Origin of the sequence: Cobetia sp. UIB-001 (assembly GCF_044789135.1) — a bacterium.
GTDB classification, from domain to species: domain Bacteria; phylum Pseudomonadota; class Gammaproteobacteria; order Pseudomonadales; family Halomonadaceae; genus Cobetia; species Cobetia amphilecti.
Window position 1 is genome coordinate 2200662 of record NZ_CP058244.1, and the last position, 16996, is coordinate 2217657.

Below are 16996 nucleotides of genomic sequence, written 5' to 3' on the forward strand. Positions count from 1 at the left end.
TATAGAGGCAAGCCACGACAACAAGACGACTCACGACAAGGACTGCTGCATGCCGCGCCCCATCATTCTCGATTGCGATCCCGGTCACGACGATGCCATCTCGCTGATTCTGGCCCTGAGCTCAGACGCGCTCGATGTCCTGGCCGTCACCACCAGCGCCGGCAATCAGACGCCCGACAAGACACTCAACAACGCGCTGCGGGTGCTCACCCTGCTGGGCCGCCACGATATCCCGGTGGCGGGCGGTGCGCCCAAGCCATTGGCGCGCGAGCTGATCATCGCCGACAACGTGCATGGCGAAAGTGGCCTGGATGGCCCTGAACTGCCAGAGCCCGGCTTTGCCCCCGTCACCCAGAGCGCCATCGAGCTGATGGCCGAGAAGGTCCGCGCCTGTGAGCAGAAGGTCACGCTGGTACCCTCCGGCCCGCTGACCAACATCGCGCTGTTTCTCTCAGCCTACCCTGAGCTGCACCCGCGCATCGACAGCATCGTGCTGATGGGCGGCGCGGCCGGTGTCGGCAACTGGACGCCCGCCGCCGAGTTCAACATCTTCGTCGACCCCGAAGCCGCCGACATGGTGTTCAAGTCCGGCCTGCCCATCGTGATGTGCGGGCTGGATGTCACCCATCAGGCGCAGATCATGGATGAGGACATCGAGCGCATCCGCGCCATCGACAATCCCGTCGCCCAGTGTGTCGCGGAGCTGCTCGACTTCTTCATGATCTACCATCGCGATCCGAAGTGGGGCTTCAACGGCGCGCCGTTGCATGATCCCTGCACCATCGCCTGGCTTCTGGCGCCTGAGCTGTTCACCACGGTAGCGTGCTGGGTCGGCGTCGAGACACAGGGCGAGCACACCCAGGGCATGACGGTGGTGGACCGCTATCAGCTCACCGGCAAGCCGCACAACGCCAGGGTGCTGTTCGATATCGACCGCCAGGGCTTCGTCGACCTGATTGTCCGGCAGCTGGCGCAGCATTTCCCTCGCTAGCCCCCTCGCTAGCTAGCCCGTTCGCCAGCATTCCTGAGGCAGTCGCCCAGCCAGCGCCGTGCGAAGGGGTCTTTCCTGCTGAGAGCAGCGCTTCCCTGAAGAGAGCCGCCATGTCAGACACCGATCGCCATGCCAATGACACCGCGCAGCAGACACACGCCCATAAGCACGAGCATAAGCACGGCCATAAGCACGAGCATGACTACGACTACCTCATCGTGGGCTCGGGCTTTGGCGGCTCGGTGTGCGCGCATCGCCTGACAGAGAAAGGCTATCGCGTGGCGGTCATGGAACAGGGCAAGCGCTGGACACCGGACAACATGCCGCGCTCCAACTGGCGGCTGAGTCGCTGGCTGTGGCGGCCGATGCTGGGCCTGCGCGGCTTCTTCACCATGAGCTTTTTCCGCCATGTCATCGTGCTGCATGGCAACGCGGTGGGTGGCGGCTCCATCACCTATGCGCAGACGCTGCTGGTGCCGCCCGACAGGGTGTGGGACAACGGCCAGTGGGCGGGGCTCAATGACTGGCATGCGGTGATGCCGGCGCACTACGCCACGGCGAAGCAGATGCTCGGCGTGACGACCAATCAGATCATCGCGCCAGCCGATCACCACCTGAAACGCATGGCGCAAGTCGCCGGCTGCGAAGACACCTGGTACCCCACCGAGGTCGGCATCTTCTTCGGCCCCGAGGGAGAAAGCGCCACGCCAGCCGCCGGTAGCGCGCATGCTGACCCCTACTTCGCTGGCGAAGGCCCTGAAAGACACAGCTGCATCGGCTGCGGTGGCTGCATGATGGGCTGCCGGCATGGCGCCAAGAACAGCCTCGACAAGAACTATCTGTATCTGGCCGAGAAGCACGGTGCCAAGGTGCACGCCGAGACCAAGGTGATCGATGTCGTGCCGCTCAATGGCAAGGCGGATGGGGCCGATGGCTATGCGGTGACGACGGTGCCCTCCACCTTCGCCGGCCTCTATCTTGGGCTGGGCAAGCGCCGCGTCACCTGTCAGTCCATCGTCTTTTCCGGCTCGTCGCTCGGCAGCCAGGAGTTGCTGTTCCACCTCAGGGACAAGGGTTCATTGCCGAACATCTCGAACGCGCTGGGCAAGCGGGTGCGCACCAATGCGGAGTCATTGATCAGCTGTCGCATACCGGACAGTCACGATGACATGTCCAAGGGCATCGCCATCGGCTCCGGCATTCATATCGATGAGCACACCCATATCGAAGCCACGCGCTATCCGGCGGGCTCCGATTTCATGGGGCTGCTGTTCACCGCGATGGCCAGGGGCAAGCCCGGCTGGTCTCGCCCCTTCTCGTGGCTCAAGGCCATGGCAAAGGTGGTGGCGGCCAATCCGCGCCGCGCGCTGAAATTCCAGCTGCCGTGGGGCTTCTCGAAGGAGACGATCATCTTTCTGTGCATGCAGACGGCGGATGGCCACCTCAACATGCAGCTCAAACGCCTGTGGTACTGGCCGCTGCGCAAGGCGCTGGTCACCGAGGGCAAGCGCATCCCGACCTTCATCCCCGAGGCGAATGACTTCGTCACGCGTGGCGCAGAGGCCATCGGCGCCATCCCCGGCAGCAGCATCCCCGAGATACTCTTCAACATCCCGACCACGGCGCACTGCATGGGCGGCGCAGCCATGGCGGCCTCCCCCGAGGACGGCGTCTGCGATGGGCAAAATCGCGTCTTCCATTACCGCAACATGCTGATCTGTGACAGCTCGATGCTCGCTGCCAACCTGGGCGTCAATCCCAGCCTGACCATCACGGCACTGGCAGAACATGCGATGAGCCATATCCCGCGCAAGGGCTGATCTTCATAACGCCCAGTTTTGAAAGTGCTGGTGCAGGAAGTGCTGGTGTAGAGAGAGAACGACGGCTGGTATCATTGCCCGCCAGCAACTCAGGCTAGATGCGTACAACGCGCGGGACCGATCAACACGGGAGCACAGCAATGAAACGGGTGTCACTCTTCACCATGGCAAACTGCCCGCACTGCAAGACAGCCAAGCAGTATCTGGAGCAGCAGAAGATCGGCTTCCGCCTGGTGGACGTCAGATCCCCTGCGGGACAGAAGGAATTCGCCAAGACAGGCTTTCGCAGCGTGCCGGTCCTGAAGATTGGCGATCAATTCCTGAAGGGGTTCAGCGTCAAAGGCTTTAATCAGTTGTACAAGGGTTGAGTTGGGTGATCTTAGCAACATAATTTCTTATTGATATTTCTCTCTACCCCAAAGATCTGTCAGTACAGGAAGAATATAAAACGAGCTCATAGAAAGAAAGACGCACTCTCTTATTGCTTTACATAGCAAGGCACTGCTACTGACGCCCTATATAACACTACACCTCGAACCAATCATATAAATTAAATGATACAGCGATGTTGAACTGTATGAATAATCTTACTAAATTTAAGCTTACATAGATTACCATAAACAAAGAGATACTTACAGCGCACATGGAGTGCAAGTATCCCCTATCAACGTTAGTGTATAAGCAACTTAATTTTAGAGATTTTTATTACTACCATAAGCTTCATCGTTCTCTTCATCAAGCTCTTGGCGATCTGAAGCCTCTTTAAGAATTAAAGCTGGCACTAATGTAACGAGTACAGTCCATATTTGCCACAAAGTTAACAAACATAGGAGTGAGTATGAAATTTTCCTAAAAACAAGCTTGTGGACGACAACAAAATCCATACCTTTGATCAAGGGAGCCAATACCCCTATTAGCAATATAATACATAAAATGACTGTAGAGTGTACAATAGGAGAAAACAACTTACCTAGCCCCTTACTAGTACTAGCCTGTATCGATGGCGAACTACTTAACACTCCTTTCATTCTTTCTGGATATATAATAGCAAACCATGCTCCTACAACTGCAAATATTATTGCAGCTGTATTTCGCAAGGCTTCAAATAGTGGCCACTGTTCTGCAAAAGATACATTATGCCCATAAAGCCAACCTAGGCAAGCACCACCTATTAAAAACAAAAATGAGCAAATCCTAACAAGGATAATCACTGCGCGACCTTCAATATAGCATCCCTATTAGCCTCAAGCGCTTCGATAAGGCTAGCTGAATCAACTATTTCATCATTTTGCCTAATAACGTTAAGATCGAGAGTAGTTTTAGCTAGTGAATTACTTAACCAATATGTCTTATCCATCTCGCCTTTGATTTTGAAACCATAATCATCCCACTCATTGGAAAGTGAGTTGCCGGTACTTTTCCAATCGTCAATAATGTCTTCTAAATCAGATTTAGGCATACTGATAGGAAGTTCGTAGTTTATATTAACATAACTAACAGGCTGGACATAATTAATCCCTTTAACACGCTGTATGCCTTTAACAAGAGTATCAAATAGTTTCTTATCAGGCTTGTTATTCATTTTTATACTCGTCTTCCTAATTATTTTCTCGATTTTGCTATAATTATTCAAAATGTAGTCTATATTACCCTGCTTTCTCAAAATAGTAGCCCTGAACCTCGATGATAGCTTATCGTAACTACTGCTACCATCGGTATACTTAACCACATTATATCCTTTCTTAGGCACTTTGGCAAAAGCAACATATCTAGAAAATGGATCAATAAAACTCTCAACATATTTACACATGGTTTTCCGAGCTATATTAGTATGCTGAAAACGAATACAAGCAAAAACATCTAGCGAGGGAATAAACCAAAAATAAGTAGCATAGCCTGGAATAGTACCGGATGTTAGCTTATTCATACTGACCTTGACAGACCCCACATTTGAACTAGGGTCCACGGAAGCTACGCGACCTTTTGTCGAGGGAGATTCGTTCCAAATAGTAATCAAAAAAGAATCTGGCTTTTTTGATATATCAAAAAGACAGGAAGGATTTAATTCACTATCCGATGAAACTTGATATGTAGCAGTCTGAGCAAGAGCCTTACCAGAGACCCATCCAAACAAATCTTCTAAAATCTCAGTTAAATTACCAAAAATAGGCTTATCTTGACCATGCTTATATAAGCCAGCCTGGGTCATAGAATAAAACACAATGTTAGCTTGTTCTGGTTGCATGAAGAACTCACGATATAAATATTATAAAGCATAATGTTCCTATAATTTAGCCTTAACGTCTATAGCCATGAGCACAATAGATCATATCTCCAGTACAAAATGCTGCTACCCAACCTCATGCAACCTCTCAATATTCGCCACTAGATCAGTAAACCTCTCCCCCTGGATATGAACGTGATCCTTCAGTGCCTGTTCTGCAGCAGCGGCGTCGCCGGCTTCAATGGCGGCGACGATGGCTTCGTGTTCAGCGTAGGAGCTGTGCATGCGGTAGCGGACGTGAAGTTGCAGGCGACGGTAAGGCTTGAGAATGGCGTGCAGGCGCGTGGCTTCTTCGGTGAGGAAGGCGTTGTGGCTGGCGCGGTAGAGGCAGTGATGAAAGAGGCCGTTCTCGTAGTAGTAACCATTGGCGTCGTCGGCTTCCAGGCGTTCACGGCAGGCGGCGTGGGCGTCCTTGAGTTCAGAAAGCTCCTGCGTGGTGATGCGCCGCGCGGCGAGTCGACCGCACATGGCTTCCAGTTCTGCCATGACTTCAAAGCGTTCCACCAACTCCGAGACCCCCAGCTGCGTCACGAAGGTGCCGCGCTTGGGCACCACCTTCACCATGCCGGAGGCGGCCAACTGCTGCAGCGCCTCGCGGATTGGCGTGCGTGAGCATTGGTACTCGCGCCCCAGGGCCTCGGGATCGAGCTTGGTCCCCGGCGGGAAGCGCCCTTCGACGATGGCATCTTCGAGCAGATCGCGAAGGCGCTGGGTGTGGGACATCTTGATCATCTGCGGCGTCCTTTTACTGATGCTGAGCACTGATGCTGAGCACTGGTGCTGATGCATTGCGGCCATGTTGCGGTGACGATGGCGCCAATTCCTGCCGACCTCCACCTCAATCCCCTCACAGACATGCCAACCGGCCATGAGGCCAGTCGCTGCCTCGTCCCCTTGCCTTCATTGAACAGGGGAAGTGGCCGCGCAGGAAACTGACTTTAGTCGTGTCTGGCATGCCAGGACTTGACGCTAACACACCAGACGCCTATCTGTTGTATACAACAAGACGAAGCCAAATATTCATTCCTCAGACGCCATACTGAGCAATGGATATGAATCCATCATCACAGCTTCGCGTCTCGCGCCTTGAGGAAGACCGCCATGAACATCAATCTGAGTTTTCTGCAGGATCTGCTGACCCATGTCGGCCAGCGTGCCCGCCAGCAGGTCGGCCTTTCGCCTGGCGCCGGCAATGAAGGCACCGCCCTCGCCCGTCTGACCGAGAGCTGCCACAACCTCACCGAGAGCAGCGGTGAAGCCTCGCGCATCATGATGGCCCAGCGGGCGCTGGAGGATTATCAGCAGCTGGACCACGAGCAGCGCCTCGCCTTCTTCCATGTGCTGGCCGAGCACTACGCCGCCGATGAAGCACGCATTCACGCCGCCTACGCGGCCTATCGTGAATCCCCGGACAACGCCAACCTGAGCACGCTGTTCGCCGCCAGCGAACCCAGGCGCCAATCGCTGCTGCGCCGTCTGAATCTGTGCCCCGGCGGCACCTATGAAATCGTGCGCATGCGCGCCGACCTGCTCAAGCTGATCAAGCAGCACCCGGAGCTGAAACCGCTGGATGCCGACTTCGCGCACCTGTTCGCCTCCTGGTTCAATCGCGGCTTCCTGATGCTGGAGGCCATCGACTGGAACACCCCCGCGGCGGTACTGGAGAAGATCATCCGCTATGAGGCGGTGCATGCCATCCAGGACTGGAGCGACCTGCGCGGGCGCCTCGACCCCGAAGACCGCCGCTGCTACGCCTTCTTCCACCCGGCCATCGGCGATGAGCCGCTGATCTTCGTCGAGGTGGCGCTGTGCAAGGGCGTGCCCAACAACATCCAGCATCTGCTCGCCAACAGCGGTCAGACCACCGAGCGCGAGGCGGATACCGCCGTCTTCTACAGCATCAGCAATTGCCAGAAGGGCCTGAAAGGCATCTCGTTCGGCAACTTCCTGATCAAGCAGGTGGTGCAGGAGCTGCAACGCGAACTGCCCAATCTCAGCCGCTTCGTCACCCTCTCGCCGGTGCCCGGTTTCAGTCAGTGGCTCGAACGTGCACGTGACGAGGAAGGCCTGGAAGTCTCCGATCTGCTGGCCCATCACCTGCAGCACGATGACTGGATGAATGACGAGGAGGCCCAGCAGAAGATGGCGCCGGAGCTGCGTGCCCTCGCCGCCCACTATCTGGTCAACGTCAAGCATCGCAGCGGCCAGCCGATGGACCCGGTTGCCCGCTTCCACCTCGGCAACGGTGCCAGCCTGCATCGCCTCAACTGGCCAGGCGACACCTCGCCCAATGGCCGACAGCAGGCTCACGGCCTGATGGTGAATTACCTCTATGAGCCGCACCGCATCGAGCAGAACCACGAGGCCTTCAGCCGCAACGACAGCGTGGTGTGCAGCAGCGAGGTCAAGAAGGAATCGAAAGCCAACAAGGAACTGGCCAAGGCCCCCAGGCGCGAAACTAAAAAGGAAACCGATTCCCTGTCCAGTTCGCACCTGTCACCCAAAACAGCCGAACAGCCGCCCGCGCCAAAGTCGGCTGCTGATGCCAATGACAGCAAGCAAGCGCCTGAGTCTTTGGAAGAATGAGCCGCTCAAAGAATAAGCCGCTCGAAAAATGCTTCGCCCGCCAGGCACGCCGCCTGCCGGAGCACGCCTCACTACAAGAACAACGCCATTGGAGCCAATGATGTCTCACGCCAACCACGACAATCTCTATCTACAATTCGCGCGCAACTTCGATGAGCGCCCGGATGCCACCTTCCTCGATACCGTCGAAGGTCACGGCTACACCTTCGCCCAGACACGTACTGCCGCCGGCCAGATGGCCAGTGCCCTGCGCGAGCTGGGCGTGGCACCGGGCGACCGCGTCGCGGTACAGATCGACAAGAGCTGCGAGACCGTCATCCTGTATCTGGCCTGCCTGCAGGTCGGGGCGGTCTATCTGCCGCTGAACACCGCCTACACCGGCGAGGAAATCCGCTACTTCCTGGGCGACGCCGGCCCGCACCTGTATGTCTGCCAGCCCAAGGCGCTGGAGACGGCACGCGAACTCGGCAAGCAATGCGGCGTGCCGCGCGTCGAGAGCCTCGGTACCGAGCAGGACGGCAGCCTGATGGAGCAGGCGCGCCAGTGCAGCGCGAGCCACGAGGTCGAGCCACGCGCCGCCGATGATCTCGCCGCCATTCTGTATACCTCCGGCACCACCGGCCGCAGCAAGGGCGCGATGCTGACCCACGCCAACCTGGCCTCCAACTGCCAGGCACTGGCCGAGACCTGGCGCTTCAGCGCGGACGACCACCTGATCCACGCCCTGCCCATCTTCCATACCCACGGCCTGTTCGTGGCCTGCAATATCGTGCTGACCGTCGGCGCTTCGATGACCTTCCTGCCCAAGTTCGATGCCGAGCAGATTCTCGATCTGATGCCGCGTTCCAGCGTGCTGATGGGCGTGCCGACCTTCTATACGCGCCTGCTGGAATCCGAGCGCCTCAACCGCGAGACGACCGCCAGCATGCGCCTGTTCGTCTCCGGTTCCGCGCCGCTGCTCAGCGAGACCCACAGCGAATTCAGCGCACGCACCGGCCACGCGATTCTCGAACGCTACGGCATGACCGAGACCAACATGAACACCTCCAACCCCTACGACGGCGAGCGCCGTCCGGGCACGGTGGGCATGGCGCTGCCCGGCAGCGAGGTACGCGTCACCGACCGCGAGACAGGCGCCATCCTGCCGCGCGGCGAGACCGGGCTGATCGAGGTGCGTGGGTCGAACGTCTTCAAGGGCTACTGGAAGATGCCGGAGAAGACCGCCAGCGAATTCCGCGAGGATGGCTTCTTCATCACCGGCGATCTCGGCCATATCGATGCCGATGGCTATCTGTGCATCAGCGGCCGCGACAAGGACCTGATCATTTCCGGCGGCTACAACATCTACCCGAAGGAGGTGGAGCTGCTGATCGATGACATGCCCGGCGTCAACGAATCGGCGGTGTTCGGCGTGCCCCATCCTGACTTCGGCGAAGGCGTCTGCGCAGTGGTGGTGATGCAGCCCGGCCATCAGGACAGTCTCGATGAAGCGGCGGTGCTGGTCGCCCTCAGCGACAAGCTGGCCCGCTACAAGCAGCCCAAGCGCGTGTTCTTCATCGACAGCCTGCCACGCAACGTGATGGGCAAGGTGCAGAAGAAACAGCTGCGCGAGGAGTATGCCGAGCTGTTCGCACCTGAACCGGCCCGTTCACACGGCTGAGTCACCACAGCCAGGCCTGCCCCCCGATACATTCGTGCCACCGGCATGGCGTGACGCCATCACGTCATGCCGGTGGGTTCACTCACCCTCAAGCCCTGCCAAGGACAGGCAAAGGACAGGCAAAGGACGCGCAATAGTCAGACACAAGACACCTAAAGCCAGGCTAGCCAACCTGGACAGTCCAACCTGGATAAAGAGATAAGTTAGATAAATCAGATAGACGACAAGACGCCACACTGATTCACCACCACTTCACCACAACAACAAGAAGGTATTACGCCATGGTGATCTACGGAGTTGCCCTGCTGGCAGGGTGCATGATGGCCGGTCTCGTGATCGGTGATCTGCTCGGAGAAATGCTCAATATCGATTCCAATCTCGGCGGCGTCGGCATCGCGATGCTGCTGCTCATCTTCATCACCGGCGTGCTGAAGGACCGCGGCAAGATGGCCGACAGCACCGCCAGCGGCATCAATTTCTGGAACGCGATGTACATCCCCATCGTGGTCGCGATGGCCGCCAGCCAGAACGTGGTCGCGGCCTTCAGTGGCGGCATGGTCGCGCTGGTGGCGGGCGTGCTGGCCGTGGTGCTGGGGCTGGCCCTCGTGCCGCTGCTGACCGGCAAGCGCCCCGAGAATGCGCTGGAAGATGACCCGCTCGCCGGCGAGACCCGTTATACGCCGACCAGAACCTCAGTGACGACGGGTGCCCCGGTGCTGGACCGCAGCCGCCACACCTCCTCCACTCCTGCGCACAAACACTGAGGGCTGAACCATGATCGAGTCACTCGTCCAACTGTTCGACAAGTATCATCTGGTCGCCGCCTTCGCCGTGATCGGCCTGGCGATGTATGTCGCCTACTGGATCAGCAACAACCTGACCCACGGCAAGCTGCACGGCTCCGCCATCGCCATCATCCTCGGCCTGGTGCTGGCCTATGTAGGCGGCGCGACCACCGGCGGCAGCAAGGGGCTCTCGGATGTCACGCTGTTCTCGGGGCTTGGCCTGATGGGCGGCGGCATGCTGCGTGATCTCGCGATCATCGCCACCGCCTACGGGGTCAACCTGAAGGAAATTCGCCAGACCGGCTTCCGCGGGGTCGTGGCGCTGTTCGTCGGCGTGCTGATCTCCTTCATCGCCGGTGGTGGTGTCGCCATCGCCTTCGGCTATACCGACCCGGTCGATATCACCACCATCGGCGCGGGCGCGGTCACCTACATCGTCGGCCCGGTCACCGGTGCCACCCTGGGGGCAAGCTCCGAAGTGGTCGCGCTGTCGATCGCGGCCGGACTGGTGAAGTCGATTCTGACCATGGTCGCCACGCCGATGACGGCGCGCCTGATCGGGCTCGACAATCCACGCTCCGCGATGATCTTCGGCGGCCTGATCGGCACCACCAGCGGCGTCGCGGCCGGTCTCGCCGCCACCGATGCCCGCTTGGTGCCCTACGGCGCGATGACGGCCACCTTCTACACCGGCCTGGGCATTCTGCTCGCCCCGACGGTGCTGTTCCTGGCGGTACGTGCGGTGATGTAAGCGTTGCTCTGCAATTAGTAAGTAAGGACTGCACCAAACCAGACACGACGGCGGCATCAGCAAGGACAAAACGTCCCACGCTGATGCCGCCGTCGTGTCTCTACTGTCTAGCTGCTTCCTTTCAACTGCACGTACGCGCTTTCGCACTTTCGCGCAGGCAGGCCTGATCAGCGCTCCCCCAACAACATCTCCATCACCGAGCGCGCTGCGGGCCACATCACACTGCCGTGGTCTTCGCCTTCATACAGCTTCCATTGCACCTCGGTCTGCGGACAGCGCTCGCCCAACTGGCGGGCATACGTATGGGCGTTGTCGATCATCGCACGCTGGACACGCAGCCTGTCTCGCTCTGGGTCATTGCGCTGTGGCTGCGGCGATTGCTCGCGTCCGCCAGCGGCAATCAATACCGGGCCCGCCGCCTCGGAGCAGGCAAGACGCAGCGGCCAGTTGGCCTGGTCATTCTCCTGCAGCCACCACAGCGACGGGCTGATCGCGAAGATCGCGCCAAACGCCTCAGGCTGTTGTTGCTGGGCATGGAGTGCAAACAGGCCGCCGAGTGAGTGGCCGACCAGTGCAGGCCGCTTGAGATCGAGCGGATAGCGTGAGGCCAGTTCAGGCGGCAAGGATTGCGTCAGATAGGCCAGGAACTGCGCCCCGCCACCCGTGCCTTCAGGTGCGGTGCCGCTGGTGAGCGGTGGCGTGAAGTCCTTGTAGCGCAGTGTCGTGACGGTGGTACGCGTCGCCTCTGCCTGCTCGTCACTGCCCGCATAGCCGACCGCGACGATGGCGAGATTCGCCGGCGCCTTGTCAAAGCCACGGCGACCCAGCACATCCCGCGCCGCCGTGAACAGATCGAGATGGCGATTGCCGTCCAGTACCAGCAGCACGGGATAACCTCCCGGAGGCGGCGCGACCTTGGGCAATGCCACCTGGATCAGATAATCGTGCCCCGTGAGGCGCGAATGCTGGGTGAAGGAGGTCGTGGTGCCTGCCAGCGCCTCATCAGCGGCGTGAGTCATGGCAAGGGCCGTCAAGCTGACAGTAGCGGATGTCAGCATGATGAGCCCCCATGCCTGTAGCCGGGCGAATAGCCTCATGCGCGCACGCAATCCGAGACTCACCATCAGAACTCATACTTCATGGTGGCGACGGCGCTGGCCGGGCGTCCCACGAAGTTGAAGACACTGGCAGAACCGGCGCGCACGTAGTATTCGCGGTCGAACAGGTTGTAGACGTTCAGCTGGCCGCTGAGTCGTGGCGTGAACTGGTAACCGAGCATGGCATCGAATACCGCATAGCCCGGTGCATGAATGGTGCCCTGGGTGTTGTCGAAATCACTCAGCGCCGTCATGCCGGCACCGACGGATACGCCGTCCAGCAGGTTGCCTTCGAAGCGATACTGGGTCCACAGATTGACCATGTTGTTGGGCATCAGCATCAGCAAGGTATCGGAGCTGCCGGCCTCCAGCACTTCGGAGTCCATGTAGGTGTAGCCGAAGATGACATCCCACTGCGGCGTGATGTTGCCGGCCAGCTCCAGCTCCGCACCGGTGATGCGCATCTTGCCGGAATCCACCGAGTAATCGACGCTGCTGTCGGTGGAGGATGCCGCGCGGTGGCTGTCGGTCAGCTGGAAGCCGCTGATGCGCGCATTGAGGGCGCCATCCAGATAGCTGCCCTTGATGCCGATCTCGTATTGCTCGCCTTCCCGCGGGTCGATCAGGTCCCCGTCCTCGCCTTCACTGCTCTGAGGCTCGAAGACCTTGGAGTAGCTGGCATAGACGGAGTGATCGGCATCCAGGTCGTACACGAGTCCGCCGTAGGGCGTGACAGCCGTGTCCTGCATGTCGCTGCTGCCGCCATTGATCCTGTCTTCGGAATCCGCCGAGAAATGGCTGACCCGCGCGCCCAGTATCACGGCCAGCGGCGCCACGGGACGCAGCGTCACCTTGCCGTACAGGCCCTGTTCTTCGAGAGTGGTCTTGGTGCGCGACAGGCTGTAGCCACTGACGCCGTCACGCGCGTTGCCGAGAATGTCGACATAGGCCAGGTTGTTCAGCTCGCTGATGCTGGCGCTGGAGCCGGTCAGATTGCTGGTGCGCGCTGCGGTGGTGTCCGCCTCTGAGGTCTTGTAGTCGACCCCGACCACGAATTCGTTCTGGTTGCCGAAGGCATCGAAGCCCTGGGTGTAGCTGGCATCCACGCTCACCGAGGTCTCATCGGTGAAACCGGCATAGCCCGCGACACTGCTCATGTCGCCGCTGTCACTGAGCGCGGAGCCACTGTAGGCGTACTCGTAATCGGCATTGCGATCACTGTAACGCGCCGCCAGACGTCCATAACCGCGCGAACTGAAGTGGTGCGTCAGCTCGGCGATGACATCGGCGGAGTCGCTCTCGAAGCTGTTCCAGTCCGCGCCATAGAAAGCCGAACTTCGTCCGTAGGTGAAGTCGCCATCGCTGCCCACCGGCTGACCCTGATTGACGGTGATGTCCTTGGTGTTGTGGATCACGCCCAGTGACAGCTCGGTGTTCTCATCCAGATCGATATCCAGCGCGCCATAGAAATCATTCAGCGTGTTGTCGTTGTCATCGACCCACTGCGCCTGCTCCGTGGAGCGGGTCACCAGGCGCCCGCGGATACGGCCCTGCTCATCGATGGGCCCGGAGATGTCGACGCTGACGCTTCTGTCTTCCAGTGTACCGACGCTGCCGCTGATGGAGCCCTGGAAGGTATCGGTCGGACGCTTGCGCACCAGATTGATGACGCCGCCCAGCTCACTGGTGCTGTTGAAGAGGCCAGACGGCCCGCGCATGACCTCGACCCGATCGATAGCGGTCAGCGAAGGCACCGAGCCCGTCAGGCTCGACATCGGCGCGGACAGGCCATCGATGCTGTAGGCATCGTACTCATAGCCACGCGCGAAGATGGACGAGCGGCCACTGTCGTTGTTCAGCACCCGCACGCCCGGCGTACGCGCCGCCAGCTGATCCAGGGTGATGAAGTTCTGGTCCTCGATGGCGTCATGGGTCACGACGCTGACGGACTGCGGGATGTCGCGCAGCGAGGCCGGCACCTTGGAACCCACCGTGGCGGCATCGACACTATAGCCACCACTTTCTTCACTGGAGGCCATGTCATACAGACGCAGACCAGTGACCCGCTGCGTCTCCAGCACCAGCGTCGATTCATCCGCCTGCGCCGGCAGACTGACCAGCACCACGCCCGCCCCGAGCATCAAACGACGCGCCCCTGCCCCACACAGTCCGCGTCCTTGAGTGTGCTTCTTGTTCATCGTGTCCCCTTGCCTTGTTTCGTTATCCATTGCCACTAATGATAATTATTTGCATCTGATGCATCGACGGGGCATTTTGGCACTCAATGACGGCAAAAACCTTTGCTGAACGCTTCTTCATGTTTGCAGGTGCGACAAGATGCATGTCCGGTCACAACGTGGTGTCCCTCTCCTACCCAAAGCCACTGCTTCATCCCCCTCGTCCTCTGACAGAGCGCCTCTCGACAACCTTCGTGGCGACAGCGCCAGACAGCGGATCATCGAGCTGGAACACGTCCACCGCATGGCGCGCGCCCTGACCAGCGACCACCAGTGCGAGCCTGCCGAGGGCCAGTCCGGCGATGGCGCGCTGATCGGCAACATGCATCTGCACGAGGCTCAGCCCGGGTTGTTCATGCGCCTCAACCGTGTGCGCAAACGTGCCGATCTGATGATTCGCTCCCGTATCGAGCCGTCCCTCAAGATCGCCGTGGTGTGGCGCGGGGAGCCGAAGGTCAGTTTTGGCCCGGACAGCCATGCACTGGCACCGGGGCGCGCGCTATGCATCGCCCTCGATGAGGTGACGGAATTCGCGCTCAAGAGCGTGAAAGGCACGCAGGAGCACAGCGCTATCCTGTCGCTGACGCCGGCGTGGCTGAAATTGCATCTGGGGGTGTCACGCGCCAGCCAGCTGATGCCCGAGGCGCGGCATCTGGCCCATTACGCCTGGCAGCCGTCTGCGCGTCTGATCGAGCGACTGGAGGAATTCAGCCGCCAACGGCCGGGGACGCTGGCGCTGCGTCTCGGCATCGAGTCATTGGCATTGGAGGTGATCAGCGAATGCCTGGCGGCCTCCACCTCTCTTTCTCATCCGACTCCCGAAGGGCTTGGCGATCACTGGGCGGCAAGGTTGGAAGACTGGATACACAGCGGGGAAGCCGCCTATCTGAGCCAGGCGGAGATGGCGGCGCGGCTGGGCATGAGCGTGCGCCAGTTGCAACGCCGCTATCGCGACGCCTACGGCCAGACCCTGGCGCAGGACCTGCGGCGGCGGCAGCTGACCCGAGTGGCGCACCTGCTGCAGGACCGCAAGCTGACGATTGAAGCCGCAGCCGAACTGGCGGGTTATCGCAGCGCGGCCAACTTTGCTACCGCCTTTCGCCGCCAGTTCGGCGTGCCGCCCAGTCAGCGGCCGGTGGTGCCGGCGTGAGCGACGCTTGGACTTGGCGATGACCCGTTGCTAATGTTGAGCGTCGTCGCGGCATGCGCCCTGCTGGCGGTGCAGGCAGACCGCAGCCGCATACGGACGAACAACAACAGCACGCAAAAACAGCACGAACTGAACATCACGAAGAACAGCACGACACAACAAGATCTCGCCACGCTCTCGCACAAGGACACTGTCATGTCGGTTGACAACATGAAGCTGGAATCCCTCGCCCTGCATCACGGCTATACCTCGGAAGCCACCACCAAGGCGGCGGCGGTACCGATCTACCAGACCACCTCCTACACCTTCGATGATACCCAGCACGGCGCGGACCTCTTCGATCTCAAGGTGCCGGGCAACATCTACACCCGCATCATGAACCCGACCAACGACGTGCTCGAACAGCGCATGGCCGCCGTCGAGGGCGGAATCGCGGCGCTGGCGGTGGCTTCCGGCATGGCGGCGATCACCTATGCCATCCAGGCGCTGGTACAGGTCGGCGACAACATCGTCAGCACCAGCCAGCTGTATGGCGGCACCTACAACCTGTTCGCCCATAGTCTGCCGCGTCAGGGGGTCGAGGTGCGCATGGCGGCCTTCGATGACTTCGCCGGCCTCGAGGCACTGATCGATGACAAGACCCGCGCTGTCTTCTGCGAGTCCATCGGCAACCCGGCCGGCAACATCGTCGATCTCGCGCGCCTGGCCGAGATCGCCCACAAGCATGGCGTGCCGCTGATCGTCGACAACACCGTCGCCACGCCAGTGCTGTGCCGCGCCTTCGATCACGGCGCCGATATCGTGATCCACTCGCTGACCAAGTACATCGGCGGCCATGGCACCACCGTGGGTGGCATCATCATCGATTCCGGCAAGTTCGACTGGGTCGCCAACAAGGAGCGCTTCCCGATTCTCAACGAGCCGGACCCCTCCTACCACGGCGTCGTCTACACCGAAGCCTTTGGCCCGGCCGCCTACATCGGGCGTTGCCGCGTGGTGCCGCTGCGCAATACCGGCGCGGCGCTGTCACCGCAGAGCGCCTTCCTGCTGCTGCAAGGCCTGGAAACTCTCAGCCTGCGCATGGAGCGCCACTGCAGCAATGCGCTCACGCTGGCCGAATATCTTCAGCAGCACCCGAGCGTCAGCTGGGTCAACTACGGCGCGCTGCCGGATAGCCCCTATCACGCCACCTGCCAGAAGATCACCGGCGGCAAGGCCTCCGGCATCGTAAGCTTCGGCATCAAGACGGACGCGACAGGTGACGACAAGGCCGAAGCCGGGCGCATCGCCGGCGGCAAGTTCATCGATGCGCTGCAGATGATTCTGCGCCTGGTCAATATCGGCGATGCCAAGTCGCTGGCCTGCCACCCGGCCTCCACCACTCACCGCCAGCTCAACGAGGAAGAACTGGCCAAGGCCGGCGTCTCGGCGGATCTGGTGCGCATCTCGGTGGGGATCGAGCATATCGATGACATCATCGCCGATGTCAGCCAGGCGCTGGACAAGGCCACTGTGCAAGGACTGAGCAAGGGTTGAGTAAGGGGCTGACCGCCTCCCTTCGCCCGGCATGCGTTGCACACGACATGATCTGATCGGCTTGCCAGCAGTGGCACGCCATCCCACGTAGGGCCGCTT

14 protein-coding genes are annotated in these 16996 nt (G+C 59.8%); 9 read left to right on the plus strand and 5 right to left on the minus strand.

What is annotated here, in order from left to right; all coding sequences use genetic code 11:
* Positions 1-49: 49 nt before the first annotated feature.
* The 3 genes from rihA (at position 50) to HA399_RS09230 (ending at position 3179) form a co-directional block, all read left to right on the plus strand.
* Positions 50-991: a pyrimidine-specific ribonucleoside hydrolase RihA gene (rihA, locus tag HA399_RS09220; RefSeq protein WP_404324744.1), complete on the plus strand. Its 942-nt coding sequence runs from the start codon at positions 50-52 to the stop codon at positions 989-991.
* Positions 992-1101: 110 nt separating this feature from the next.
* Complete coding sequence (locus HA399_RS09225; RefSeq protein ID WP_404324745.1) at positions 1102-2811, plus strand: GMC oxidoreductase; 1710 nt, start codon at positions 1102-1104, stop codon at positions 2809-2811.
* 140 nt (positions 2812-2951) lie between these two features.
* Positions 2952-3179, plus strand: coding sequence for a glutaredoxin family protein (locus tag HA399_RS09230; RefSeq protein ID WP_107336525.1), 228 nt, complete (start codon positions 2952-2954; stop codon positions 3177-3179).
* Positions 3180-3503: 324 nt separating this feature from the next.
* Here HA399_RS09230 and HA399_RS09235 read toward each other — a convergent pair whose 3' ends face one another.
* From HA399_RS09235 to HA399_RS09245, 3 genes are all read right to left on the minus strand, one after another.
* Entirely contained in the window at positions 3504-4022 is a 519-nt protein-coding gene (locus HA399_RS09235; protein WP_404324746.1) for a hypothetical protein, read from the minus strand.
* Entirely contained in the window at positions 4019-5056 is a 1038-nt protein-coding gene (locus HA399_RS09240; protein ID WP_404324747.1) for a hypothetical protein, read from the minus strand. The genes HA399_RS09235 and HA399_RS09240 overlap by 4 nt, the downstream gene beginning before the upstream one ends.
* A gap of 105 nt (positions 5057-5161) precedes the next feature.
* The gene (locus HA399_RS09245; RefSeq protein WP_404324748.1) at positions 5162-5827 is read right to left on the minus strand and encodes a GntR family transcriptional regulator; all 666 of its coding nucleotides are present in this window, start codon (positions 5825-5827) and stop codon (positions 5162-5164) included.
* Positions 5828-6202: 375 nt separating this feature from the next.
* Here HA399_RS09245 and HA399_RS09250 point away from each other — a divergent pair, with 375 nt between their 5' ends.
* The 4 genes from HA399_RS09250 (at position 6203) to madM (ending at position 10877) form a co-directional block, all read left to right on the plus strand.
* The gene (locus HA399_RS09250; protein ID WP_404326944.1) at positions 6203-7681 is read left to right on the plus strand and encodes a malonyl-CoA decarboxylase; all 1479 of its coding nucleotides are present in this window, start codon (positions 6203-6205) and stop codon (positions 7679-7681) included.
* Between the two features lie 100 nt (positions 7682-7781).
* Positions 7782-9341, plus strand: a complete 1560-nt coding sequence (locus HA399_RS09255) for a malonyl-CoA synthase (protein WP_404324749.1) — start codon at positions 7782-7784, stop codon at positions 9339-9341.
* A 281-nt stretch (positions 9342-9622) separates the two neighbouring features.
* Positions 9623-10105 (plus strand): malonate transporter subunit MadL, encoded by a 483-nt coding sequence (gene madL, locus HA399_RS09260; RefSeq protein WP_131432133.1) that lies wholly within the window; start codon positions 9623-9625, stop codon positions 10103-10105.
* A 10-nt stretch (positions 10106-10115) separates the two neighbouring features.
* The gene (gene madM / locus HA399_RS09265; RefSeq protein ID WP_054556957.1) at positions 10116-10877 is read left to right on the plus strand and encodes a malonate transporter subunit MadM; all 762 of its coding nucleotides are present in this window, start codon (positions 10116-10118) and stop codon (positions 10875-10877) included.
* A 167-nt stretch (positions 10878-11044) separates the two neighbouring features.
* Here madM and HA399_RS09270 read toward each other — a convergent pair whose 3' ends face one another.
* Positions 11045-11896 (minus strand): alpha/beta hydrolase, encoded by an 852-nt coding sequence (locus HA399_RS09270; protein WP_404324750.1) that lies wholly within the window; start codon positions 11894-11896, stop codon positions 11045-11047.
* 104 nt (positions 11897-12000) lie between these two features.
* Positions 12001-14172 carry a TonB-dependent siderophore receptor gene (locus HA399_RS09275; protein ID WP_404324751.1) on the minus strand — a complete coding sequence of 724 codons (2172 nt, stop codon included), beginning with the start codon at positions 14170-14172 and terminating at the stop codon, positions 12001-12003.
* Between the two features lie 283 nt (positions 14173-14455).
* On the opposite strand from HA399_RS09275, the gene HA399_RS09280 reads away from it, so the two are divergent.
* Positions 14456-15361: a helix-turn-helix transcriptional regulator gene (locus HA399_RS09280; protein ID WP_404324752.1), complete on the plus strand. Its 906-nt coding sequence runs from the start codon at positions 14456-14458 to the stop codon at positions 15359-15361.
* Between the two features lie 210 nt (positions 15362-15571).
* Positions 15572-16897: an O-acetylhomoserine aminocarboxypropyltransferase/cysteine synthase family protein gene (locus HA399_RS09285; RefSeq protein ID WP_404326946.1), complete on the plus strand. Its 1326-nt coding sequence runs from the start codon at positions 15572-15574 to the stop codon at positions 16895-16897.
* Positions 16898-16996: the final 99 nt, after the last annotated feature.

What these genes read in the sequence shown, in the direction of transcription:
- HA399_RS09285 (WP_404326946.1), top strand. Translation starts at nt 15,572, where the DNA reads ATGAAGCTGGAATCCCTCGCCCTGCATCACGGCTATACCTCGGAAGCC.
- HA399_RS09280 (WP_404324752.1), top strand. Translation starts at nt 14,456, where the DNA reads ATGGCGCGCGCCCTGACCAGCGACCACCAGTGCGAGCCTGCCGAGGGC.
- HA399_RS09230 (WP_107336525.1), top strand. Translation starts at nt 2,952, where the DNA reads ATGAAACGGGTGTCACTCTTCACCATGGCAAACTGCCCGCACTGCAAG.
- HA399_RS09245 (WP_404324748.1), bottom strand. Translation starts at nt 5,827, where the DNA reads ATGATCAAGATGTCCCACACCCAGCGCCTTCGCGATCTGCTCGAAGAT.
- HA399_RS09225 (WP_404324745.1), top strand. Translation starts at nt 1,102, where the DNA reads ATGTCAGACACCGATCGCCATGCCAATGACACCGCGCAGCAGACACAC.
- madL (WP_131432133.1), top strand. Translation starts at nt 9,623, where the DNA reads ATGGTGATCTACGGAGTTGCCCTGCTGGCAGGGTGCATGATGGCCGGT.
- rihA (WP_404324744.1), top strand. Translation starts at nt 50, where the DNA reads ATGCCGCGCCCCATCATTCTCGATTGCGATCCCGGTCACGACGATGCC.
- HA399_RS09270 (WP_404324750.1), bottom strand. Translation starts at nt 11,896, where the DNA reads ATGACTCACGCCGCTGATGAGGCGCTGGCAGGCACCACGACCTCCTTC.
- HA399_RS09275 (WP_404324751.1), bottom strand. Translation starts at nt 14,172, where the DNA reads ATGAACAAGAAGCACACTCAAGGACGCGGACTGTGTGGGGCAGGGGCG.
- HA399_RS09240 (WP_404324747.1), bottom strand. Translation starts at nt 5,056, where the DNA reads ATGCAACCAGAACAAGCTAACATTGTGTTTTATTCTATGACCCAGGCT.
- HA399_RS09255 (WP_404324749.1), top strand. Translation starts at nt 7,782, where the DNA reads ATGTCTCACGCCAACCACGACAATCTCTATCTACAATTCGCGCGCAAC.
- madM (WP_054556957.1), top strand. Translation starts at nt 10,116, where the DNA reads ATGATCGAGTCACTCGTCCAACTGTTCGACAAGTATCATCTGGTCGCC.